This window comes from Neisseria sp. CCUG17229 (assembly GCF_047839235.1).
Classification (GTDB): domain Bacteria; phylum Pseudomonadota; class Gammaproteobacteria; order Burkholderiales; family Neisseriaceae; genus Neisseria; species Neisseria brasiliensis.
In genome coordinates, this window is the sequence record NZ_CP181247.1 from 898,911 (window position 1) to 920,198 (window position 21,288).

Consider the following 21,288-nt stretch of genomic DNA (forward strand, 5'->3'; position numbering starts at 1 on the left):
TGATATTCCTTTGTAAGAGGCCGTCTGAAATCAAAGTTGCTTTTCAGACGGCCTAATCAATCAACAGATTAACCTAATGTCGGCATCGAGAATACCGCACCTTCGCGCACTTCCGAAGTCGGCCAGCGTTGGGTGACTGTCTTGCGGCGGGTATAGAAGCGTACACCGTCCGGGCCGTATGTGCCCAAATCGCCGAAGGCCGACTGTTTCCAACCGCCAAAGCTGTGATAAGCCACCGGCACAGGCAGCGGGATATTGATGCCGACCATGCCCACGGGGATATTGTCGGCAAAGTAGCGTGCGGCTTCACCGTCACGGGTGTAGATGCAGGTGCCGTTGCCGTAAATATGGTTGTTAATCAGCTGCATGGCTTCCTGCATGGTTTTCACGCGGACAACTTGCAAGACCGGGCCGAAAATTTCTTCCTGATAGCTGGTCATTTCCGGTGTCACATGGTCAATCAGGGTGCCGCCCATGTAGAAGCCATTGGCGAATTCTTGCGGTACTTCCGGATTGCGGCCGTCAACCACAATTGTTGCCCCTTGGCTTTTCGCGCTGTCGATGTAGCCTTCGACTTTGGCTTTGTGTTCGGCGGTAATCAACGGGCCGAAGTGGTTGCTTTCGTCGGAGAAGGCACCGACTTTCATGGTTTTCATGCCTTCTTTAATACTGGCCACCATTTTATCGGCGATTTCATCGCCCACGGCCACCGCCACAGACAGCGCCATACAGCGTTCGCCTGAAGAGCCGAATGCCGCGCCGAGTAAGGAATTCACTACATTATCCAAATCCGCATCAGGCATTACGATGGCATGGTTTTTCGCGCCGCCCATGGCTTGGCAGCGTTTGCCGTTGGCCGTGGCCGTAGCGTAAATATAGCGGGCAATCGGGGTCGATCCGACAAAGCTGACAGCTTGTACGCGTGAATCGGTCAGCAAGGTATCCACAGCTTCTTTGTCACCGTTAACCACGTTCAATACGCCGTCGGGCAGACCGGCTTCTTTCAATAATTGGGCAAGGAACAGCGGGGTGCTCGGGTCGCGTTCAGATGGCTTCAAAACAAAGGTATTGCCGCAGACAATCGCCAATGGGAACATCCACAACGGCACCATGGCCGGAAAGTTGAACGGTGTAATCCCCGCTACCACGCCTAAAGGTTGGAAGTCGCTCCAAGAGTCGATGTCGGGACCGACATTTTTGCTGTATTCGCCTTTTAACGCATTAGGCGCACCGCAGGCAAATTCGACGTTTTCAATACCGCGCTGTAGTTCACCGGCGGCATCGTGTACGATTTTGCCGTGTTCCGAGCCGATTAATTGGCAGATTTTGTCGCGGTTTTGCTCAAGCAGCTCTTTATAGCGGAACATGATGCGCGCACGTTTGGCCGGCGGGGTGTTGCGCCATGCGGGAAAAGCGGCCTCGGCGGCGGCAATGGCTTCTTCTACGGTTTTTTGAGAAGCCAAGGCAACTTGCGCCGATACTTCGCCGGTAGACGGGTTGAACACATTTTGCGTGCGTGCCGTATCTTCGATGATTTGTCCGTTGATGTAGTGACCGATGGTTTGAGTCATGATATTTCTCCTTGATAAATGAAATGTGTTGCGAAACAGTAAACAAGCATTTGGAAATGGATGAAAAAGTTTTCAGACGGCCTTACCATAGTTTGCGGTAGAGGTCGATGATTTCGGTATGTTCCGGTACACGGGGATTATTGGCGGGCGAACCGGAAGCCAAGGCTTGCGAAGCCATGGTGTCGATGACATCCTCAAAATCTTCCTGACGCACGCCGAATTCAGCCAGCGTGGGCACACTCAGTTCTCGGTTTAAGGCTTCCAGTTCGGCCAACAGTTTCTGATTGGCTTCGGCATCGGAATCTTGGGCGGTGGCCACCCCGATGGTGCGGGCGCATTCGGCATAACGCTGTTCGGCAGCAGGAATGGAATAAGCAGTCACCGTCGGCAGCAGCATGGCGTTGGATAAACCGTGCGGCACATGGAAAAACGCACCAATCGGGCGGCTCATGCCGTGCACCAACGCCACCGACGCATTGGAAAATGCCATACCGGCCAGCATGGAGCCCAGCATCATTGCTTCGCGGGCGGTTTCGTTTGCGCCGTCGTGATAGGCAGTGCGTAAATTCGGGCCGATCAGCTTCATGGCGGCCAATGCCTGCATATCGCTGAACGGATTGGCTTTTTTGCTGACATAGGCTTCAATCGCATGGGTTAGGGCATCAATACCTGTGTCTGCCGTAGTGCGTGGCGGCACACTTAAGGTGAGAGTGTAATCCACGATGGCCGCTGAGGGCATAAAGCCCAAGCCCATGCAAACCAGTTTTTCACTGGCCGTTTCGTCGGTGATGATGGTGACTCGGGTACATTCCGAACCGGTTCCGGCCGTGGTAGGCACTGCAATCAGCGGCAAGCCTGCTTCGTTGACTTGACGCGGAAACACATAATCACGGATAACGCCGCCGTGTTTACCCATAACCGCAATGGCTTTGGCACTGTCGATGGGGCTACCGCCACCCAATGCAATTACGCTGTCGTAGTCGCCGTGTTGTACCATCTCTACACCGCCCATAATCGATGTATTGGTCGGCTCGGGTACGGTGTCGTCGTAAATATCGGCCGAAATTCCGGCAGCTTTGAGAATATCGGTGATACGGTCGGTATAGCCAAGTTTAACCATCATTTTATCGGTGACAATCAGCGGTTTTTTGCTGCCTAGCGCCGCCAGCGTGGCCGGGATTTGTTCACAGGCATTCTTGCCAATGTGTAATAGGCGGGGTAAAACAATCGGTGCAGACATGTCTTTCTCCTTATTGTTTATCGAGTTCAGAAATAGCTATTTGTTTAAAACAGGTCGTCTGAAAACATCAGTTTTCATGTTTAGGCGGCCTCCAATCTTAAGCGGTTTAAAAAGAGCCGAACATCGTGCCGAGGGTCAGTACCGCTATCAGCGCCCCCAAAGGTACGACCACACACACCACAAACACATCTAAATAAGATTCTTTATGCGTCAGGCCGCAAATGGTCAGCATGGTAATCACGGCGCCGTTGTGCGGCAGGGCATCCAAACCGCCGGAAGCAATCGAGGCCACGCGGTGCATCAGTTCCGGCGAAATACCGAAATCTTTGGCCAACTGCATATAGGTATCGCCCATCGCACTCAAGGCAATACTCATACCGCCCGATGCCGAGCCGGTAATGCCCGCCATGACGTTGATCACAATTGCTTCCGAAATCAGCGGATTACCGGGCGAAATGCCGAGCATAAAATCGCGCAGAATCACAAAACCCGCCAAAGTCGCAATTACCGTGCCGTAGCCGACTTCCGAAGCCGTGTTGAAAATCGGCAGCAGCGAACCCATCGCACCGTCGTTAACCGACTTTTTCAGGTTGCGCCAGTATTTCATGTTAGCAAACACCAGCAGCAGACAGCCGGCCGCCAAGGCCACGATAATTGCCCACAAACCTGCTACTGCATTAATGCTTACCCCGCCGAATTTTTTGTCGGCCAAATAGGCAGTATCCATCATCGGCAACATGAATTTTGTCAATACATAGTTCAATGCAATCACCAAAACAATGGGTGCAATCGCTCCCCATAATGGCGGTAAATGTTTGAAATCTTGTTCTTTAACATGACTGTCGTAATGCTCTCCATAACCTTCGCCGGCAGCTAAAGCTCTTTTCAGACGGCCTTTCATCCACCATGTTGCTCCGACAAACATAATCAGCGCAGCAATCAAACCTAAGCCTGGTGCCGCAAAAGCATCGGTTTGGAAGTACGGCATCGGAATTGCATTTTGAATGGCGGGCGAACCCGGCAGCGCGGTCATGGTGAAAGTCAGCGAGCCAATGGCAATCGCGCCGGGAATCAGGCGTTTGGGGATATTAATTTCACGGAATAAAGCTGCTGCAATTGGGTACACCGCAAATGTCACCACAAACACCGATACACCGCCGTAGGTCAAAATCGCTGAAGAGAGCGCAATCGCCAAAATCGCCTGTTGTTTACCCAAACGCTTAACCAGCGAATAAGCAATTGTATGTGCTGCTCCAGAATCCTCCATCAGTTTGCCGAACACAGCACCCAGCAGGAAAATCGGAAAAAACTTCACCGCAAAACCGCCCATGCCCTGCATAAACACTTGCGTATATGTACCCAGTAACTCATTGGAAGGCGCACTGAACAGCACCGCTAGCATCGCCAATACCGGTGCCAATATCAACACACTGTGGCCGCGGTAGGCTAGGAACATCAGTAAAAGTAGGGATAGAATTATCCCGGTCAGGCTCAACATAATCTTCCTCCTTTGTAGATATTTTTATAAAACGATACATTTTGTATCGTTTTGCGAAATATAAGACAAAAAAATCAACTGTTCAATATTGAATATATGAAGATTGATGAATTTTTTATATAACTACATGATTTAAAATGTAATTTATTAGATTTTTTGAAGGATTAGTACAAAAGATTTATGATTGGCAGAAAATCACCTAAAATATAGGTTTTATTTCAAACTTTAATAATTCGCTTCATGAAAGAAAATGACTCAAATAGAGGCTCGTCGATAACACGGGTTTTGGAAATAATGGAAGCGGTGGCAAAGGCAGAAAGACCACTGTCGCCGCATGATTTGATAAAGGATTTGGGCATTCCTAAACCGAGCTTGCATCGTTTGCTGCAGCTGTTGGAAAACGAAGGATTTATCCAGATTGATTTACAGGGAGGGTTGGTACCCGGAGCACGGGCACAGCGGATGAGCATTAACATATGGCAGAACAAACGCTTTAAAGCCGACCGTGAAGCGATATTGACCGGATTATCGGCCAAAGTCGGTGAAACCTGTGGCATCAGTATTCCGCACGGTAATGTGATGGCCTATAGTGATCGCGTGCAAACCAACTGGCCTTTGCAGGTTTATCTGCCCGTAGGCGCACAAGTGCCACTTCACTGCACTGCCGGCGGTAAGCTGTATTTGAGCACTTTGAATTCTGCCGGGCGCAAACGTCAGGTTGAAAATATGACTTTGACACGTATGACCCAAAATACCATTACCGAACCAGATATGCTTTTGGCAGATGTTAAAGCTACTGAAAAACGAGGCTATGGCATTGATGATCAGGAGTTTATTGCTGGATTGGTAGAGGTTGCTGTACCAATTAATGATAAAAATGGCCATTTTCTCGGTGCTTTACTGACGCACGGGCCAATCATCAGAAAATCTTTGGAAGAATTGCTCGAATTTTTACCGGATTTGCAGCAGGCAGCTAAAGAAATAGAAGCACTTTTGGAATCTTAAATGACTACAACCATGCCGTCTGAAACATTCAGACGGCATGGTTGATAATTTTATATTATTGGAAGGCAGCCATGAACAAATGGGACGAACGCTACGCCGCCGATGAATTTATATTCGGCACTGAGCCGCATGAGTTTATTCGCCGTATTCAGCCGTATTTGCCTGCTTCAGGGCGGGCATTGGATTTGGCGACCGGTGAAGGGCGCAACGGTGTGTTTTTGGCGCAGCAGGGTTTGCTGGCGGAAGGGGTGGATTTGTCGGTGGTGGGCATTGCCAAGGCGCAAAAGTTGGCGGCGTTGAAAGGCGTGGATTTTGCCGCATGCGTGGCTGATGTTGCTGAGATGGCGATGCCGTCTGAAACCTATGCGGTGATTAGCTCGGTTAACTGCCATTTTGCTGAACCGGTGCGCAGCCGTGTGGCGCAGAATATTGTTAACGCGCTGGTTTCAGACGGCCTGTTTGCCGGTGTGTTTTTCCATCCTGAACAAGCGGCATTGGCAAAAGGGCCGAGCGACATCAATATGCTGGCTGATTTGTCTACGCTTCAGACGGCCTTTAGCGGTTTGGATTGGTTGATTGCCGAACACCATCACACAGGTGAAGGCGATGATGCCAAATCGGTGATTTATTTATTGGGAAGAAAGGCCGTCTGAAAATAAAGGTCTCTGGCTTTCATTTCAGACGGCCTTTGCCTTTTATCGGCAAGCCAATAGCGTTATGATGCCAATCATGAACAATGAAATGATGTGAATCAATATGGAAAAACTGTTCGACATCAACGAGCGCGGTTACAGCGTGCGTTGCAAATTATTTTACGAAAAAGACCTGCATACGGTGGAAAATGTGGTGATTGTGATGCACGGTTTCGGCAGCAGTAAAGACGGCCGCTCGACGGTGAAATTTGGTGAGCGCTTGATTGCCAAGTATCACAATTATGCCGCGCTGGCGTTTGATTGGCCTTGTCATGGGGCGGATGCGCGTAAAAAATTGCTGCTGGATGAATGCCTTGCTTATTTGTCGCTGGTGGTTGAATATGCGCAAACACAGCTTGGCGCCAAACGCGTTTATGCTTATGCCAATAGTTTTGGCGGCTATCTCACGCTGAATTACATGGCGCAAAACGGCAATCCGTTTCACAAAGTGGCATTGCGCGCGCCGGCGATTCAAATGTATCAAACGCTACTGGATAATATGTCGGCAGACGAGCGCAGCAAGGTAGAGAAGGGTAAGGAAGTGTTGCTCGGCTTTGAGCGCAAAATGAAGATCGGCAAAGATTTTTTGGAAGCCTTGCAAGTAGCGGATGTGATGCAGCACGATTATTTGGACGATGCGGACAACCTGTTGATTCTACACGGTACGTCAGACGAGATGATCGACATCAGCGTGTCGAAAACTTTTGCTGAAAACAATGTGGTCGAATTGATTGCGGTGGAGGGCGCGGATCATCCGTTTTCCCAACCCAAGCATATGGACGTGGCGATTCAGAAAATTATCGGTTTCTTCGCCGATTAAGGCCGTCTGAATGCTGAATATTTTTGCTAATGCGATTGAGCCGCGTATTTTCAGACGGCCTTTGTTATAATGTTAACCGATTAATTTTTTGAACCCTGTCAACATGACTGAAAGCAACAAAGACCTGCTCGGCTCCGCTTGGATTATTGTGGCCGCAGTGGGTTTTACCATTATGAACCTGTGCATCAAAGCGGCTTCGCAGGAATTTGGCTTGAATAGCGGCGAGCTGGTGTTTTGGCGCATGAGTTTTGCCGCGCTGGTGTTGGGCTTGATGGCCAAAATGCGTGGCGAAAAATTCGGCTCTCCGCATTGGAAGCTGCATCTCAACCGCAGCGTGGTCGGCACCTTGGCGATGTTGTGTCTGTTCTACGCGGTGATGCATTTGCCGCTGGCGACGGGTGTGACGCTGGGCTATACCTCGTCGATTTTCTTGGCAGTATTTTCGTTTTTGGTGTTGAAAGAACGTATCGCGCTGTATACGCAGGCGGTGCTGGTGTTGGGTTTTATCGGTGTGGTGGTGTTGCTCAACCCATCGTTTGAGAGCGGTCAGGTGTTTCCGGCGCTGATTGGTTTGGCCGGTGGCGCGATGTCGGGCTGGGCGTATATGCAGGTGCGCGAATTGTCGCTTTTGGGCGAACCGGGCTGGCGGGTGGTATTTTTCCTGTCGATTACCGGCATGACGGTGTCAGCGGTGTGGGCGAGCGTTTCCGGCTGGCATGCGTTATCGTGGGATAGCGCCCCATATTTATTGGGCATTGGTGCCAGCGCGACGGTGGCGCAGTTGTGCATGACCCATGCTTATAAGGTGGGTAATAAATTTACCGTGGCATCCTTGTCGTATTTAACGGTGGTATTCGCCGCTTTGTCGGGCATGTGGCTGCTGGGCGATAAAATCACTTGGCAGGAAGTGCTCGGTATGATTATTATTGTGGCTAGCGGTGTATTAAGCGGCATTAAGCCGGTTTGGATAAAGCGGCTTTTTTTCAAATAAAACGAGGAGCAAAACATGATTTCTATCCGCGAGCAGTCTTACGGCCTGAATGTGGCCTTGTATAACGAATTTACCTTAGATGATTTCCGCGAATTGGAGCAGGCTTTGCTCAACTGCAAACAAAAAATCCGCCTGCCCGATATGCTCTTGGATATGACACTTCTGAAAGACTTCACCATCGATATGGCGGTGGAGCAGATTAAGTTTTTAAACGAACACGAAGACGATTTCGGCCGCGTGGCTGTGGTGACCGACGACATTTGGATTAAGCTCGGCGCACGTTTGTCCAGCCTGATTACCAACCAGCATCCGAAATATTTTGATGATGTGGCCGAAGCGCAAGCTTGGCTGTTGGAGCGCAATTCCAAATAATGATTTAAGGCCGTCTGAACATGATTCAGACGGCTTTTCGCTTTGCAAACATAAAGGAACGAATATGCATTACCACACGATTAACCAAGATTTAAACATGAGCCGTTTGGTGCATGGCTACTGGCGCGCGCATGAATGGCAATTAGATGCCCAAGGCTATTTGAAGCTGATTCATGAGGTGTTGGATTTAGGCATCAACACTTTCGACCATGCCGCGTGTTATGGTGGTTTCATCAACGAAGGCCAATTTGGCGAAGCATTGAAATTGGAAAAAAGCCTGCGCGATCAAATGGCGATTGTGAGCAAATGCGGCATTTCGTTCCCCAACGAAGCCTTGCCACAGATGAAAAGCAAATTTTATGACAACAGCGCGGAACATATTATCTGGTCGGCCGAGCGTTCGGTCAAAGAATTAAATTGCGATCATCTCGACTTATTGCTGATGCACCGTCCGTCACCTTGCCTGAACCCAGAAGAAGTGGCGGCAGCGTTTGATAACCTGCATTCGCGTGGCTTGGTGCGCCATTTTGGTGTGTCAAACTATTCCACTCAAAAATTCAATATGTTGCAATCATATGTTAACCAAACCTTGGCGACCAACCAAATCGAGATTTCTCCTTTGCACATCGTCCCATTTGAAGACGGTAGCTTGGATTATCTCTTGGAAAAACGCGTCAAACCAATGGCATGGTCGCCTTTGGCCGGCGGTCAATTGTTTGATGGCAGTGATGAACAAAGCCAACGCGTTGTCCAAGCTTTGTTGAAAGCAGGTGAGGCTTACAACGAAACCCGCATCGACACGCTGGCCTATGCTTGGTTGCTTAACCACCCGAGCGGCATGATGCCGATTGTCGGCTCCAGCAAAATCGAGCGCGTGAAAAATGCCGTTGATGCGCTGACTATCCGTTTCAGCGAAGAAGCATGGATTAACGTGTACGCCGCTGCATTGGGGCATGAAGTGCCTTAATGGTCGGTACTTGGCATCCTGCCCTTTTTATGCCTGCATAAGGGGGAAGGATGCTCACTTAAGAGAGTCAGTCAGTTTCGTAGCGAAAATGCTTTTTCCACATCAAGCAAGCCAGCATCACGCATGCACCGATACCACACCACATCATATCGGCCTGCGTATCCCACTCATAGCCTTGCGTGCCTAAAAATGCTTCCGCGCTTTGGCCGCTCAACACTGCCACCAGCCATTCAATCAATTCATATACCGCGCTAATGGCCATACATACACAAAGACTGAGGAAAACCAACCATTTTCGGCTGGTGATGACTTGGTTTCGCCACAATATTTCCGCTGCAATAACCGCCGGTGAAAAGCCCTGCATAAAGTGGCCGAGTTTGTCGTAATTGTTGCGCTCCCAGCCCATCGGCTCTTTCAGCCAGTCAAACAGCGGTACTTCGGCGTAAGTGTAATGCCCGCCAACAATCAGCACCACCGCGTGAAACGTCATCACCCAATAGGCAAAATCGCTGAAGCGGAAGCGGCGGTAAGTCGCCAGCAGTAAAGCCGTACCTATAACAGCCGGCGCCACTTCCAAGCCCCAAGTCGGGTAGTCTTTTGGGCTGATGCCCGACCAAATTAACGTCGCGCCGACAATCGCCAGCATCAGATGATAACGGTTCATAAGTATCTTAAAGAATCAAAATGGCATAATAGCAAAAAGGCCGTCTGAAAAATATGTTTTCAGACGGCCTGAGACCTTTGCAAAACCCTAGATTTGAGTACAGTTCAAAGTTGTAGCAGCGCATAAAGCGCAGGCATATCATAAAGATAGGCAAACTTTCGAGCAGCGCACAACGAAGAAATGTGCCAAAGATAGGGATTTTGCAAAGGTCTCGGCCTTAATCATCATTAACTGATTAATTACATCACATCACATCACATCCAGCGTCTCAATGCCGAGCAAATCCAAACCTTGTTTCAGCGTATCGCCGGTGAGCTTGGCCAACTGCAAACGCGTGTTGCGTGTTTGACCTTCAGCTTTCAAAATCGGGCAGGCTTCGTAGAAGCGTGAGAACAGCGTCGCCACTTGGTAAAGATAGGCGGCCAAGTAGTGTGGATGGCTGCTCTCGGCGGTGCTGCGCAATACGTCTTCAAATTTCAGCAACTCCAGAGCCAGTTGTTTTTCCAAAGGCTCGGTCAAAGCCAAAGGGGTGGCTGCATCCCATTCGCCGGCTTTTTTGAACACGCTTTGCACGCGGGTGTAGGCGTATTGCAGGTAAGGCGCGGTGTTGCCTTCAAAGCTCAACATCGCATCCCAATCGAACACATAATCGCTGGTACGGTTTTTGCTCAAATCGGCGTATTTTACGGCGCCGATGCCGACGGTTTGGCCGATTTGGGCGACTTCTTCCGCGCTCAAAGCCGGGTTTTTGCTTCGCACCAATTCGGTGGCACGCTCAACCGCTTCATCGAGCAGATCCACCAGCTTCACCGTGTCGCCCGAACGGGTTTTGAATGGTTTACCGTCTTTGCCCATCATGGTCCCAAAGCCGATGAATTCCGCTTCCACGTTTTCCGGTAAGTAGCCGGCTTTGCGCGAAGTGGTGAAGAGCTGTTCAAAATGCAAACCTTGGCGGTGGTCAACGATATACAGCAAGCGCTCGCCTTTCAGACGGCCTATGCGGTAGCGCACGCAAGCCAAGTCGGTGGACGCATACAAAAAGCCGCCGCCTTGTTTTTGTACGATAAACGCCGCCGGTTCGCCTTCTTTGTTTTTGAATTCTTCCAAAAACACCACTTTTGCGCCTTCGTCTTCAACCGCCAAACCTTGCGCCACTAAGTCATCGACCACCGGCTGCAAGTCATCGTTGTAAATCGATTCGCCCGCCACGTCTTCAGGGCGCAGCTTCAAGCCCAGCGTGTCGTAAACGGCTTGGGCGTGGCTTAAGGAAATCTCGACAAACTGCTTCCACAAGGCCAACACGGTTTCATCACCGCCTTGCAGTTTCACCACATATTCGCGCGCAGTGTCGGCAAATTCAGGGCTTTCGTCAAAGCGCACTTTGGCGGCGCGGTAAAATTGCTCCAAATCGGCCAGTTCAAATGCGGCATTGTCTTTTTGCTGCTCCACCATATAGGCCACCAGCATGCCGAATTGCGTGCCCCAGTCGCCGACGTGGTTTTGACGGATGATGTTGTCGCCCAAAAATTCCAATACGCGCGAAATACTGTCGCCGATGATGCTCGAACGCAAATGGCCGACGTGCATTTCTTTGGCCAAGTTTGGCGAAGAATAATCGATGACCACGGTTTTCGGGTTAGTATTTTTAGCCACGCCCAAGCGGGTGTCGTTTAAGGCCGTCTGAATGCTTTGTGCCAAAAAATCAGCGTGTAAGCGCAGGTTGATAAAGCCCGGGCCCGCCACTTCGGCAGATTCGATAACGGCATTACCGGCCAGCGCATCGGCCACTTTTTGGGCCAGTTCGCGCGGATTTTGCTTGGCCTGTTTGGCTGCACCCATCACGCCGTTGATTTGAAAATCGCCGAAATCGGCATTTTTGGCCGGTTGCAACACAACAGGCGCACCGGCAATACCGGCGGCGGCGAAAGCAGCTTCGGCTTCATGCGCTACGGTTTGGTGTAAATTCATGGTGTTTCAGTCTCTTAAATAAATGCAAATCATGCGGTCATTTGTTCAGGCGGTATTTTAAGGGAAATCGGCGCTTTAAGACAGTGTAAAGGCCGTTTGAACAGGATTATTTTTCAGCAGCTTTTATTTACAGCAGCGACTGATGGCGCACAATCGCCCGAATCACGGCGCGGTTGGGATGCAGCGCGGCTTTCAGGCGAGGGGATAAAAGCTGCGGCAGGTTTAAGATTTCCGCCGCCAGCGATGCGGCGCAAATCGGTGCCGTTGCCAAACCGCGCGTGCCGTGAGCGGTGTTGAGCCAGACGTTGGGCAGGTAAGGGCAGGGGTCGGTCAGGTGGTAATGTTTGTCCAAAGCCAGCTTGGCGTACACGTCCTGCATGGCGGCAATATCGCCCAAGGCACCGATCATCGGCAAATGATCCAAACTGTCGCAGCGCAAAGCAGCATGACCGTGGGCTTCGGCCAAAGGATTGAGGCCGTCTGAAAACAGGGAATCAGCCAAAGCGGGCTGTAAATCATGCAAAGCGGCGCGGTTTGCTGATTCTTCGTGTTGATGCCACGCTTCATCGCTGCTGTTTAACACAAACGTCGCGCCGTAGCAGTGTTGCCCCTGCCAGCTCGGACTGATGTAGCTTTCTCCCGATACGGCGCAACGCAGTTTGGCCGACAACGCGCTCGCTTTGGCGACACCGGTTTGACCGCGGATTTGGCGAAACGGCAACGCGGACACGTTGCGCTCGGGTGAGTTGGGGCTGTGCGCGCCCATGCAATAAATCAGGTGTTCGGCGGTGAAACTGCCTTGCGTGGTGTGCGCCGTCCAAGCCGTGCCATCAAATTCGGCGAAAAGCAGCGGCGCGTGTTCTTGCACATCAATCAAGGGGTGATTCAATAAAGCGCGCACCAAAGCAGGCGGATTGAGCCACACACCATGCGGCCAATAGAGGCCGTCTGAACCAATATTGATCCCCGCGATTTCTGCCGCTTCTTGCTGGGAAACGGTGCGGTATAAATGCGCATGATGGTGCTGCAAACCTAATGCCTGATTGCGTTTGCGCTCGGCTTCGTTGAAATTGACGTGCAACACGCCATCGCCGCCCCAAGCGTGTTGTTCGGGCAGCAAATCGGCCAACAGCCGCCGCGTGTGGCCGTAGCCCGCCAGCAGCAATTCGGTTTGCTCGGTCGGGTGTGGTGAGATTTTGGCATACAGCAAACCTTGGCGGTTGCCCGAACCAGCGCTGGCAATATGCTTGGCTTCAAGCACGGTCACGCGCACGTCGTGTTCGGCCAATTCCCGCGCGGTGGCTGCTCCGGCGATGCCTGCACCGATGACGATGGCGCTGGTGGGTTTGGCTTGGTTTTCCGTCGGGCGGAACCACGGTTTGACTGTGGTTTCACGTTGCGTGACGGGCGCGGTTTGCCATTGCAAAACGTGTGGAAAATGCGTTTGAATATCGGCAGCGCTTTCAGACGGCGCCAGCCACAAATGCACATCGGGCAACACGTTGGCCAGCACATTCATGGCATTGAATTGCAGGCAGCCGATTTTGTGCGCAATGGCTTCGGCCAAAGTTTGCTCTAAGGCGCAAGGGTTTTCAGACGGCCTGAATAGCGGTATTTTCTGATCAGGCAGGCACACCGCCCAATAAAGCGGTTTGGCATGGCTGTCGAGCGTGCGCACGAGTTCGGCAAGCGTGGGGATGCCGTTCCAAGCAAGGTAATTCATGATGAGGCCGTCTGAATAAAATACGTATTGTAATGCGGAAATGCGCTTTGTTGATTGCGCTGCCGCAAAAGCGCTTATTTTTCAGACGGCCTTTGCTTTATAATAGGCCGTCTGAAACGCTGAACCTAAGGAACACGCATGACCCGAATCCGAACCAAAATCTGCGGTTTTACCCGTCCTGAAGATGCCCGAGTGGCGGCGCAATTGGGCGTGGATGCTGTCGGGCTGGTGTTTTTTGCCAAGAGCAAACGTGCGGTGGATATTCAACAGGCGCAAGCGATTGTGGCTGCATTGCCGCCGTTTGTGACGGTGGTGGCGCTGTTTGTGAATGAAACAGCCGAGCAAATCCGTGAAACGCTGCGCCAAGTGCCGATTGATGTGATTCAGTTTCACGGTGATGAAGACGATGAATTTTGCCGCCAGTTTGACCGCCCATATCTGAAAGCCGTGCGCGTGCAAAACGCGGCAGACATTCAGACGGCCTCAAGCAAATTCCCTCATGCCCGCGCGGTGTTGTTTGACGCGTATCACCCCAATGAATACGGCGGCACGGGCTTACAGTTTGACTGGAAACTGCTCGCCGATTACCGCGACAAACCGTGGGTGTTGGCAGGCGGCTTGAATGCCGGCAATGTGACCGAAGCGGTACGAATCAGCGGCGCGACGGCGGTGGACGTGTCCGGCGGAGTGGAAAGCAGCGGCGGTATTAAAGATGCGCAAAAAATGGCGGCGTTTTTGCAAGCAGTGGCAGAAGTGGGTATGCAGCGATGAGCAGCGAACCCATCGTAGAAACCCATCCTTTCCCGCCGATTCTGCCGCCCAATGCTACGGCGATGATGATGGGCACGTTTCCGCCCAAAGACGACAAACGCGCCATGCAGTTTCACTACCCGAATTTTCAGAATGATATGTGGCGTATTTACGGCGAAGTGTTTTTCGGCGACAAAACGCATTTTCAAAGGCCGTCTGAAAAAGCGTTTGATGCGGAAAAGATTATCGCTTTTTTGCATGAGCGCGGCATTGCTTCGTGCCCGACGGTGTGGAAAGCCGTGCGCGAACAGAACAACGCTTCGGATAAGTTTTTGAAAGTGGTCGAGGCGGTGGATTTGGCGGCGGTGTTGCACAAGCTGCCGCATTGCAGGCATGTGTTTACCACCGGCGGTAAGGCCACGGAAGTGTTGCTCGGTTTGCTGCCCGAGAAAACCGCGTTACCGAAAACGGGTGAAACCATCGATTATGTGTACCAAGGCCGCGCCTTGACGCTGACACGTTTGCCGTCCACTTCACGCGCGTATCCTTTGAGTTTTGACAAGAAAACGGCGGCGTATCGGGCGTTTTTTGAGTTTGCAGGCTTATTGTAGGCCGTCTGAAAAAACAAGGATTTTTGCACGCGGATAAGCGCGTTCACACGAAAAATATGTGTATAATCGGCATTCATTAAAATTATTGTTTTTAGACGGCCTAAATATCCATCAGGCCGTCTGAACCCCCACACAGGAATTCATTCATGCAAAATTATCAAGCACCCGACCAACAGGGCTTTTTCGGCGAACACGGCGGCCTGTATGTTTCAGAAACGCTGATTCCCGCGCTGGAAGAATTGAAACAGGCTTACGCCGAAGCGAAGCAGGATCCTGAATTTTGGGCGGCATTCGAGCATGATTTGAAACATTATGTCGGCCGCCCGAGCCCGGTTTACCATGCCGAGCGTTTGAGCGAGCATTTGGGCGGTGCGCAGATTTGGTTGAAACGCGAAGACTTAAACCACACTGGCGCACATAAAGTAAACAACACCATTGGTCAGGCGCTGTTGGCCAAGCGCATGGGCAAAAAGCGCGTGATTGCGGAAACCGGCGCCGGTCAGCACGGTGTGGCTTCGGCCACGGTAGCCGCGCGTTTCGGCATGACTTGCGATGTGTACATGGGTGCAGATGATATTCAGCGCCAAATGCCGAATGTGTTCCGCATGAAATTATTGGGTGCGAACGTGGTTGGCGTGGAAAGCGGCAGCCGCACCCTGAAAGATGCGATGAACGAAGCCATGCGCGAATGGGTAGCTCGTGTGGACGATACTTTCTACATCATCGGCACCGCCGCCGGCCCTGCGCCTTATCCTGAAATGGTGCGCGATTTCCAATGCGTCATCGGCAACGAAGCCAAAAAGCAAATGCAGGAAGCCATCGGCCGACAACCTGATGTTGCCGTGGCCTGCGTGGGCGGCGGCTCGAATGCGATTGGTTTGTTTCACCCGTATATCAGCGAAGAAAACGTGCGCTTGGTGGGTGTGGAAGCGGGCGGTCATGGTGTGGATACACCGGAACACGCCGCGCCGATTACTTCACGCGCACCGATTGGCGTGTTGCACGGTTTCCGCAGCTATTTGATGCAAGATGAAGACGGCCAAATTTTAGGCACGCATTCGGTGTCGGCCGGTTTGGACTATCCGGGCATCGGCCCCGAACACAGCCACCTGCACGACATCGGCCGCGTGGAATATACCGTGGCCAATGACGAAGCGGCTCTGAACGCGTTTGATTTGCTGTGTCAATTTGAAGGCATTATTCCGGCACTCGAAAGCGCACACGCTTTGGCTTGGGCGCTAGAAAACGCGCCGAAAATGGGTAAAGACCAAGTGATTTTGGTGAACTTGTCCGGTCGTGGTGACAAAGACATCAATACCGTGGCAACATTAAAGGGCATTGAATTGTAATTTTGATGAAAAGAGGCCGTCTGAAATACTCAGACGGCTTTCTTGTTTAAAATAAAAATGGCAAACATCTATTGTCCAAGCAGGTTGTGATGCTATGTTTGGATTATAATACGAGATAAAACCTATTTGAAAAACATATCTTTTTTGTCATAATTTTTTAATTTTACCATTCACACATGAACATAAGACGATTACTGCTGCGCTTATTACCACGTTATGCGGTCGGGCGCCTTTTGATTTATGCGCGACTTATGCGCGTAGAAAAACCCATCGGTACGTTATTATTACTGTGGCCGACTTATTGGGCGATGTGGGTTGCTGCTGAAGGTTATCCAGGGCATACCGTTTTTTTTGCTTTTACCATTGGCACATTTCTCATGCGCAGCGCCGGTTGTGTGATCAATGATTTTGCCGATCGGGATTTTGATGGTGCGGTCGAGCGCACGAAAAACCGTCCGTTTGCTCGCGGACAAGTTACCAAGGCCGAAGCCTTGCTGCTGACCTTAGTTTTGTGTTTGATGGCAGCAATGTGCTTGGTGCCGATGAATGCGCTGACTTGGCTGATGAGTTTGCCTGCTTTATTTTTGGCGATGACTTATCCGTTTACCAAGCGTTTTTTCCCGATTCCGCAATTTTATCTGGGCTTGGCATTTTCATTCGGCATCCCGATGGCGTTTGCCGCTATTACCAATGATGTGCCCCCGATTGCATGGCTGATTTTTGTTGCCAATGCCTTGTGGACGTTGGCTTACGATACGATTTACGCCATGGCTGACAAAGAGGATGATTTAAAAATCGGCATCAAAACATCGGCCGTCACTTTTGGGCAGCATGATATTGCGGCAGCCATGGCGTTCCATTTCGGATTTACTGTGCTGATGGTGGCATTGGGTGTGCAAATTGGTGCGACATGGCCTTATTGGCTGATGTTGCCGGTGACGGTTTGGTGGCAGATGAACCAATATCAGGCGATTAAAACGCGCGACCGCCAAGTATGTTTTCGTATCTTCTTGGAAAACAACCGCATTGGCTTGGCTTGGTTTTTAGGCTTGCTCGGTCATTATTGGTAAAAGTTGGTTTCAGAAAAATGGCGTGAAGGCCACCTGAAATACCCGTCGTTAAGGCGGGTATTTTTATGGCTAAATAAATTTGACGGATTGAAACAGGTTAACGGAATTTAGAAAATCTATTGTGGCTGGTTTGAGAAATAGTACGGATTAATGGCATATATTATGGATTAGAATTTAAATAATTCTTTTATTTTAATGAGTTAGTATAAAAGTAAAGCAAGCTGTTGATGTTAAAAATCATTAAAATACCGTCTGAAAGCGTAAGGTTTTTAGTGTAAATTGTACACTTAGGATTGAGATTTGTGCCGACTGTCGGTACAATTCCACCTTGTTTTGCTACCTCTTAAAAGAGATTCCTATGAGCCTGATTGGCGAAATTCTACCGTTGTCCCATATTGAATTGGATGTGGAAGTCAGCAGCAAAAAACGCTTGTTTGAACAAGTTGGTTTGTTGTTGGAAAACGAAGCAGGGCTGCCGCGTGCAGATGTGTTTGAATGCCTGTTTGCCCGCGAAAAATTAGGCACCACCGGCTTGGGGCAGGGTGTGGCGATTCCGCATGGCCGCGATACCTGCGTGCAAAAAGCGGTTGGTGCGTTTATCCGTACCAAAGAGCCGATTTCTTTTGACGCGCCCGATGGCAAGCCGGTTTCGCTGGTGTTTGTTTTGCTGGTGCCGGAAAACGCTACCGGTGAGCATTTGGAAGTCTTGTCGAAACTGGCCGGCAAGTTTTCCCAAAAAGCCGTGCGTGAAGCCTTGATGACGGCTTCGAATGCCGAAGAAGTGCAAAAATTATTAACTGAAGAGTAACTATGCCGAGTATATCCGTCCGCCGTCTGTATTCCGATAATCAGCACAAGCTGCAATTGGCTTGGGCCGCAGGTAATTCAGGCGCGGATAACCGCATCGGTGTTGAGGCCGACAAGCCCGTTTTGGCGCTGGTCGGCCATTTGAATTTTATCCACCCCAATCAGATTCAAGTGGTCGGTGTGGCGGAAGCCGAATACCTGAGTCGCTTGGAATCAGGCGAACTCAATTACGATTTCGGCGAATTATTCGATATTCCGATGGCCTTGGTGATTGTGGCCAACGGCTTGCCCGTGTCGTCTAAACTGCGTGATTATTGCCACACCAACAGCATTCCGCTGCTGACATCCAAATTGGAAAGCCCGTATTTGATGGACGTGTTGCGGATTTATCTGCAACGCACGTTGGCCACATCGGTCACCAAACACGGCGTATTTTTGGATGTATTTGAAGTTGGCGTATTGATTACCGGCCATTCCGGCTTGGGCAAAAGTGAGTTGGCTTTGGAGCTGATTTCACGCGGCCACAGCTTGATTGCTGATGATGCTGTCGAATTATTCCGTACCGGGCCTGAAGTGTTGGAAGGCCGCTGCCCGCCGATGTTGCGTGATTTTTTAGAAGTACGCGGCTTGGGCGTGTTGAATATCCGTCATATTTTCGGTGAAACCTCAATTCGCCCGAAAAAAGTTCTGCAATTAATTATTAACCTTATTCCCGCTGACGACGAATACATGAAGCAGCTTGATCGCTTGAGTATCCGTACTGAAACCGAATCTATTCTCAACGTCAATGTCCGCTCGGTCATGCTGCCTGTAGCAGTTGGCCGCAACTTGTCGGTATTGGTTGAAGCTGCTGTGCGCAATTATATTTTGCAGTTGCGCGGAAAAGACAGCACGCGGGAATTTTTAGAACGCCATCAAACACTGCTGAAAGAGAACGAGCAAAGCCATGAAAATAGTATTAATTAGCGGCCTTTCCGGTTCGGGGAAATCTGTTGCCCTCAAACAGCTGGAAGACTTAGGTTATTACTGTGTTGACAATTTGCCTCTAGAGTTGCTGCCTTCATTGGTGTTGTATCATGTTACGCGTGATGAAGTAGACAGCTTGGGCGTGAGCGTTGATATCCGTTCCAAAATCGACATCGATCAAGCCGAAGAGAAAATCCAATATTTACGCGAACAAGGCCATCAGGTTGAAGTGTTGTTTATCGAGGCGGAGGAGAGTGTATTGGTGCGCCGCTTTTCCGAAACCCGCCGCGGTCACCCATTATCCGGCCACAATTTAACTTTGCTTGAAAGCCTGCGTGAAGAACGCGCATGGTTGTTTCCGTTGCGCCAGATGGCCTATTGCATTGATACATCGAAAATGAACGCCCAGCAATTGCGTTATGCGGTGCAACAATGGCTCAACATTGAGCGTCACGGTTTGTTGGTGATTTTGGAATCGTTCGGTTTCAAATATGGTGTGCCGAACAATGCTGATTTTATGTTCGATATGCGCAGTCTGCCCAATCCTTATTATGATCCGGAATTGCGCCCGTTTAATGGTATGGATAAAGAAATTCAAGAGTATCTTGACCAGCAGCCGCTGGCGCAAGAAATGGTCAACGACATCGATCAGTTCATTAACCGCTGGTTGCCGCGTATGCAGCAGGAAAGTCGCAGCTATGTGACGATTGGCATCGGCTGTACCGGTGGCCAACACCGTTCTGTGTATGTGGTGGAGAAACTGGCCGAGCGTCTGGCTGGAAAATACGAATTAATGGTGCGCCACCGCCAAGCGCAAAACCTTGCCGGCCATTGATTTTCAGACGGCCTCAATATAAAGGACACAATCATGACTGCAAAAATCATGTTCCCATTATGCGTTGCGTTAGTGTTGGCAGCCTGTAACACCACCGTCAGTCCATACCGTTGGCATCAAACCGGTATGAGCGAAAGCGATGTTGCCCGCCAACAGCGTATCTGTATTTCACAAGCCAATCATGATGCCAAGCAAGGCAAGCAACCGAAATCGTTGGAACAATGTATGGATGAAGCCGGCTATTACCGCTACATTACCGGTAATATGTAAGTATGAAACATACCAAAGGCCGTCTGAAAAGGTTAAAATCCTTTTTCAGACGGCCTTTCATGCTGAATCAGCCACCTTAAACAATACCTTATTATAGAAAGTACAACATGGCAATCCAATGGTTCCCCGGCCACATGAACAAGGCCAAAAAAGCCATCGGTGACCGCATCAAATCCGTCGATATGGTCATCGAAATGCTTGATGCGCGTTTGCCCGCTTCAAGTGAAAATCCTTTATTGGCGCAACTGTCGCGCGGTAAGCCCAAGCTTAAAATTTTAAATAAACAAGATCTTGCCGACCCGGGGCGCACACAAGTTTGGCTCAGTCACTACAACAGCCAAACCGACACCCAAGCCATCGCACTCGATTCATCTGAAAAAGGTGCGCATGCCAAAATTACCCAAGCCTGCCGCAAAATGATGCCCAACCGCGGTGGCCTCGACAAACCGTTGCGCGTATTGATTTGCGGCATTCCCAATGTCGGCAAGTCCACCTTAATCAACGGCATGATCGGCAAAAAATCAGCCAAAACCGGCAACGAACCCGGCATCACCAAAGCCGAACAGAGATTGTTTCTCGCCGATGATTTTTGGTTATACGATACCCCCGGTATGTTGTGGCCGAAAATCATCGTTGAAGAATCCGGCTACAACTTGGCCGCCAGTGGCGCCGTTGGCCGTAATGCCTTGGATGAAGAAGAAGTCGCGCTCGAATTGCTAGACTACCTCCGCCGCCACTATCTGCCGCTTTTGCAAGAACGCTACCAGGCCGATAAAGACCCAAGCAGCCATTGGGACGATGTGGCATGGTTTGAATGGATTGCTAAAAAACGCGGTTCCTTACTTGGCGGCGGCCGCATCAATTACCAAAAAGCGGCGGAAAATATCCTGACCGATTTCCGTGACGGCCAAATTGGCCGCATTACCTTGGAAACGCCAAACCAATGGGAAGCATGGCTGAAAAAAGCCCGCCAAAAAGAAGCTGAGCTCAAGGCGATGCGCGAAGCGAGAAAAGCAGAGCGCAAAGGGCATAAGCCGCAGGAAAATGGTGAATGAAATTCAGATGACCTTGAATTGATCAAGGTTGTCTGAAAGAAGTAGGATAGAGATGTAAAGCCAC

General features: G+C 50.4%; 21 protein-coding genes. 15 read left to right on the forward strand and 6 right to left on the reverse strand.

Annotated features, from left to right (window positions below; translation table 11 throughout):
- Positions 1 to 68: 68 nt before the first annotated feature.
- From ACM67B_RS04255 to ACM67B_RS04265, 3 genes are all read right to left on the reverse strand, one after another.
- Positions 69 to 1,571, reverse strand: a complete 1,503-nt coding sequence (locus tag ACM67B_RS04255) for a CoA-acylating methylmalonate-semialdehyde dehydrogenase (protein ID WP_416190285.1) — start codon at positions 1,569 to 1,571, stop codon at positions 69 to 71.
- Between the two features lie 82 nt (positions 1,572 to 1,653).
- A complete protein-coding gene (locus ACM67B_RS04260) occupies positions 1,654 to 2,811 on the reverse strand; it encodes an iron-containing alcohol dehydrogenase (protein WP_416190286.1) in 1,158 nt (385 codons plus the stop codon).
- A gap of 106 nt (positions 2,812 to 2,917) precedes the next feature.
- On the reverse strand, positions 2,918 to 4,309 hold the full coding sequence (locus ACM67B_RS04265; RefSeq protein WP_416190287.1) for a GntP family permease: 1,392 nt from the start codon (positions 4,307 to 4,309) through the stop codon (positions 2,918 to 2,920).
- A 240-nt stretch (positions 4,310 to 4,549) separates the two neighbouring features.
- On the opposite strand from ACM67B_RS04265, the gene ACM67B_RS04270 reads away from it, so the two are divergent.
- From ACM67B_RS04270 to ACM67B_RS04295, 6 genes are all read left to right on the forward strand, one after another.
- The gene (locus ACM67B_RS04270; RefSeq protein ID WP_416190288.1) at positions 4,550 to 5,314 is read left to right on the forward strand and encodes an IclR family transcriptional regulator; all 765 of its coding nucleotides are present in this window, start codon (positions 4,550 to 4,552) and stop codon (positions 5,312 to 5,314) included.
- Between the two features lie 71 nt (positions 5,315 to 5,385).
- Complete coding sequence (locus ACM67B_RS04275) at positions 5,386 to 5,967, forward strand: class I SAM-dependent methyltransferase (RefSeq protein ID WP_416190289.1); 582 nt, start codon at positions 5,386 to 5,388, stop codon at positions 5,965 to 5,967.
- A 103-nt stretch (positions 5,968 to 6,070) separates the two neighbouring features.
- On the forward strand, positions 6,071 to 6,826 hold the full coding sequence (locus ACM67B_RS04280; protein WP_416190290.1) for an alpha/beta hydrolase: 756 nt from the start codon (positions 6,071 to 6,073) through the stop codon (positions 6,824 to 6,826).
- A 103-nt stretch (positions 6,827 to 6,929) separates the two neighbouring features.
- Positions 6,930 to 7,817, forward strand: a complete 888-nt coding sequence (locus ACM67B_RS04285) for a DMT family transporter (protein ID WP_416190291.1) — start codon at positions 6,930 to 6,932, stop codon at positions 7,815 to 7,817.
- A 15-nt stretch (positions 7,818 to 7,832) separates the two neighbouring features.
- Positions 7,833 to 8,189: an STAS/SEC14 domain-containing protein gene (locus ACM67B_RS04290; protein ID WP_096295476.1), complete on the forward strand. Its 357-nt coding sequence runs from the start codon at positions 7,833 to 7,835 to the stop codon at positions 8,187 to 8,189.
- Positions 8,190 to 8,253: 64 nt separating this feature from the next.
- Positions 8,254 to 9,156 carry an aldo/keto reductase gene (locus ACM67B_RS04295; RefSeq protein ID WP_416190292.1) on the forward strand — a complete coding sequence of 301 codons (903 nt, stop codon included), beginning with the start codon at positions 8,254 to 8,256 and terminating at the stop codon, positions 9,154 to 9,156.
- A 67-nt stretch (positions 9,157 to 9,223) separates the two neighbouring features.
- Here ACM67B_RS04295 and ACM67B_RS04300 read toward each other — a convergent pair whose 3' ends face one another.
- The 3 genes from ACM67B_RS04300 to mnmC all read right to left on the reverse strand — a co-directional run bounded on the left by ACM67B_RS04300 (position 9,224) and on the right by mnmC (position 13,511).
- The gene (locus ACM67B_RS04300) at positions 9,224 to 9,820 is read right to left on the reverse strand and encodes a DUF2238 domain-containing protein (RefSeq protein WP_416190293.1); all 597 of its coding nucleotides are present in this window, start codon (positions 9,818 to 9,820) and stop codon (positions 9,224 to 9,226) included.
- Positions 9,821 to 10,069: 249 nt separating this feature from the next.
- A complete protein-coding gene (argS, locus tag ACM67B_RS04305) occupies positions 10,070 to 11,788 on the reverse strand; it encodes an arginine--tRNA ligase (protein WP_416190294.1) in 1,719 nt (572 codons plus the stop codon).
- Between the two features lie 127 nt (positions 11,789 to 11,915).
- Positions 11,916 to 13,511 carry an FAD-dependent 5-carboxymethylaminomethyl-2-thiouridine(34) oxidoreductase MnmC gene (gene mnmC, locus ACM67B_RS04310; RefSeq protein ID WP_416190295.1) on the reverse strand — a complete coding sequence of 532 codons (1,596 nt, stop codon included), beginning with the start codon at positions 13,509 to 13,511 and terminating at the stop codon, positions 11,916 to 11,918.
- Positions 13,512 to 13,649: 138 nt separating this feature from the next.
- Here mnmC and ACM67B_RS04315 point away from each other — a divergent pair, with 138 nt between their 5' ends.
- The 9 genes from ACM67B_RS04315 (at position 13,650) to ylqF (ending at position 21,224) form a co-directional block, all read left to right on the forward strand.
- The gene (locus tag ACM67B_RS04315; RefSeq protein WP_416190296.1) at positions 13,650 to 14,282 is read left to right on the forward strand and encodes a phosphoribosylanthranilate isomerase; all 633 of its coding nucleotides are present in this window, start codon (positions 13,650 to 13,652) and stop codon (positions 14,280 to 14,282) included.
- Positions 14,279 to 14,872 (forward strand): DNA glycosylase, encoded by a 594-nt coding sequence (locus ACM67B_RS04320; protein WP_100564200.1) that lies wholly within the window; start codon positions 14,279 to 14,281, stop codon positions 14,870 to 14,872. The genes ACM67B_RS04315 and ACM67B_RS04320 overlap by 4 nt, the downstream gene beginning before the upstream one ends.
- A 146-nt stretch (positions 14,873 to 15,018) precedes the next feature.
- Entirely contained in the window at positions 15,019 to 16,221 is a 1,203-nt protein-coding gene (gene trpB, locus ACM67B_RS04325) for a tryptophan synthase subunit beta (RefSeq protein ID WP_416190297.1), read from the forward strand.
- A 176-nt stretch (positions 16,222 to 16,397) separates the two neighbouring features.
- Positions 16,398 to 17,291, forward strand: a complete 894-nt coding sequence (gene ubiA, locus ACM67B_RS04330; protein ID WP_416190298.1) for a 4-hydroxybenzoate octaprenyltransferase — start codon at positions 16,398 to 16,400, stop codon at positions 17,289 to 17,291.
- Positions 17,292 to 17,649: 358 nt separating this feature from the next.
- A complete protein-coding gene (ptsN, locus tag ACM67B_RS04335) occupies positions 17,650 to 18,099 on the forward strand; it encodes a PTS IIA-like nitrogen regulatory protein PtsN (RefSeq protein ID WP_416190299.1) in 450 nt (149 codons plus the stop codon).
- A gap of 2 nt (positions 18,100 to 18,101) precedes the next feature.
- Positions 18,102 to 19,064, forward strand: a complete 963-nt coding sequence (hprK, locus tag ACM67B_RS04340; protein WP_416190300.1) for an HPr(Ser) kinase/phosphatase — start codon at positions 18,102 to 18,104, stop codon at positions 19,062 to 19,064.
- A complete protein-coding gene (gene rapZ, locus ACM67B_RS04345; RefSeq protein WP_416190301.1) occupies positions 19,045 to 19,899 on the forward strand; it encodes an RNase adapter RapZ in 855 nt (284 codons plus the stop codon). Before hprK ends, rapZ begins: the two co-directional genes overlap by 20 nt.
- 33 nt (positions 19,900 to 19,932) lie before the next feature.
- Positions 19,933 to 20,169 (forward strand): protocatechuate 3,4-dioxygenase, encoded by a 237-nt coding sequence (locus tag ACM67B_RS04350; protein ID WP_229436868.1) that lies wholly within the window; start codon positions 19,933 to 19,935, stop codon positions 20,167 to 20,169.
- 107 nt (positions 20,170 to 20,276) lie between these two features.
- Positions 20,277 to 21,224, forward strand: a complete 948-nt coding sequence (ylqF, locus tag ACM67B_RS04355) for a ribosome biogenesis GTPase YlqF (protein ID WP_416190302.1) — start codon at positions 20,277 to 20,279, stop codon at positions 21,222 to 21,224.
- The last annotated feature ends 64 nt before the right edge of the window (positions 21,225 to 21,288 follow it).

Excerpts from the sequence above, each read along its gene's own strand:
- ACM67B_RS04255 (WP_416190285.1), bottom strand. The coding sequence starts at position 1,571 with ATGACTCAAACCATCGGTCACTACATCAACGGACAAATCATCGAAGAT.
- ACM67B_RS04295 (WP_416190292.1), top strand. The coding sequence starts at position 8,254 with ATGCATTACCACACGATTAACCAAGATTTAAACATGAGCCGTTTGGTG.
- ACM67B_RS04270 (WP_416190288.1), top strand. The coding sequence starts at position 4,550 with ATGAAAGAAAATGACTCAAATAGAGGCTCGTCGATAACACGGGTTTTG.
- rapZ (WP_416190301.1), top strand. The coding sequence starts at position 19,045 with ATGAAAATAGTATTAATTAGCGGCCTTTCCGGTTCGGGGAAATCTGTT.
- ACM67B_RS04300 (WP_416190293.1), bottom strand. The coding sequence starts at position 9,820 with ATGAACCGTTATCATCTGATGCTGGCGATTGTCGGCGCGACGTTAATT.
- ptsN (WP_416190299.1), top strand. The coding sequence starts at position 17,650 with ATGAGCCTGATTGGCGAAATTCTACCGTTGTCCCATATTGAATTGGAT.
- ubiA (WP_416190298.1), top strand. The coding sequence starts at position 16,398 with ATGAACATAAGACGATTACTGCTGCGCTTATTACCACGTTATGCGGTC.
- ACM67B_RS04350 (WP_229436868.1), top strand. The coding sequence starts at position 19,933 with ATGACTGCAAAAATCATGTTCCCATTATGCGTTGCGTTAGTGTTGGCA.
- ACM67B_RS04285 (WP_416190291.1), top strand. The coding sequence starts at position 6,930 with ATGACTGAAAGCAACAAAGACCTGCTCGGCTCCGCTTGGATTATTGTG.
- ACM67B_RS04265 (WP_416190287.1), bottom strand. The coding sequence starts at position 4,309 with ATGTTGAGCCTGACCGGGATAATTCTATCCCTACTTTTACTGATGTTC.
- ACM67B_RS04275 (WP_416190289.1), top strand. The coding sequence starts at position 5,386 with ATGAACAAATGGGACGAACGCTACGCCGCCGATGAATTTATATTCGGC.
- hprK (WP_416190300.1), top strand. The coding sequence starts at position 18,102 with ATGCCGAGTATATCCGTCCGCCGTCTGTATTCCGATAATCAGCACAAG.
- argS (WP_416190294.1), bottom strand. The coding sequence starts at position 11,788 with ATGAATTTACACCAAACCGTAGCGCATGAAGCCGAAGCTGCTTTCGCC.
- ACM67B_RS04280 (WP_416190290.1), top strand. The coding sequence starts at position 6,071 with ATGGAAAAACTGTTCGACATCAACGAGCGCGGTTACAGCGTGCGTTGC.
- ACM67B_RS04290 (WP_096295476.1), top strand. The coding sequence starts at position 7,833 with ATGATTTCTATCCGCGAGCAGTCTTACGGCCTGAATGTGGCCTTGTAT.
- trpB (WP_416190297.1), top strand. The coding sequence starts at position 15,019 with ATGCAAAATTATCAAGCACCCGACCAACAGGGCTTTTTCGGCGAACAC.
- ACM67B_RS04260 (WP_416190286.1), bottom strand. The coding sequence starts at position 2,811 with ATGTCTGCACCGATTGTTTTACCCCGCCTATTACACATTGGCAAGAAT.
- ACM67B_RS04320 (WP_100564200.1), top strand. The coding sequence starts at position 14,279 with ATGAGCAGCGAACCCATCGTAGAAACCCATCCTTTCCCGCCGATTCTG.
- ylqF (WP_416190302.1), top strand. The coding sequence starts at position 20,277 with ATGGCAATCCAATGGTTCCCCGGCCACATGAACAAGGCCAAAAAAGCC.
- mnmC (WP_416190295.1), bottom strand. The coding sequence starts at position 13,511 with ATGAATTACCTTGCTTGGAACGGCATCCCCACGCTTGCCGAACTCGTG.
- ACM67B_RS04315 (WP_416190296.1), top strand. The coding sequence starts at position 13,650 with ATGACCCGAATCCGAACCAAAATCTGCGGTTTTACCCGTCCTGAAGAT.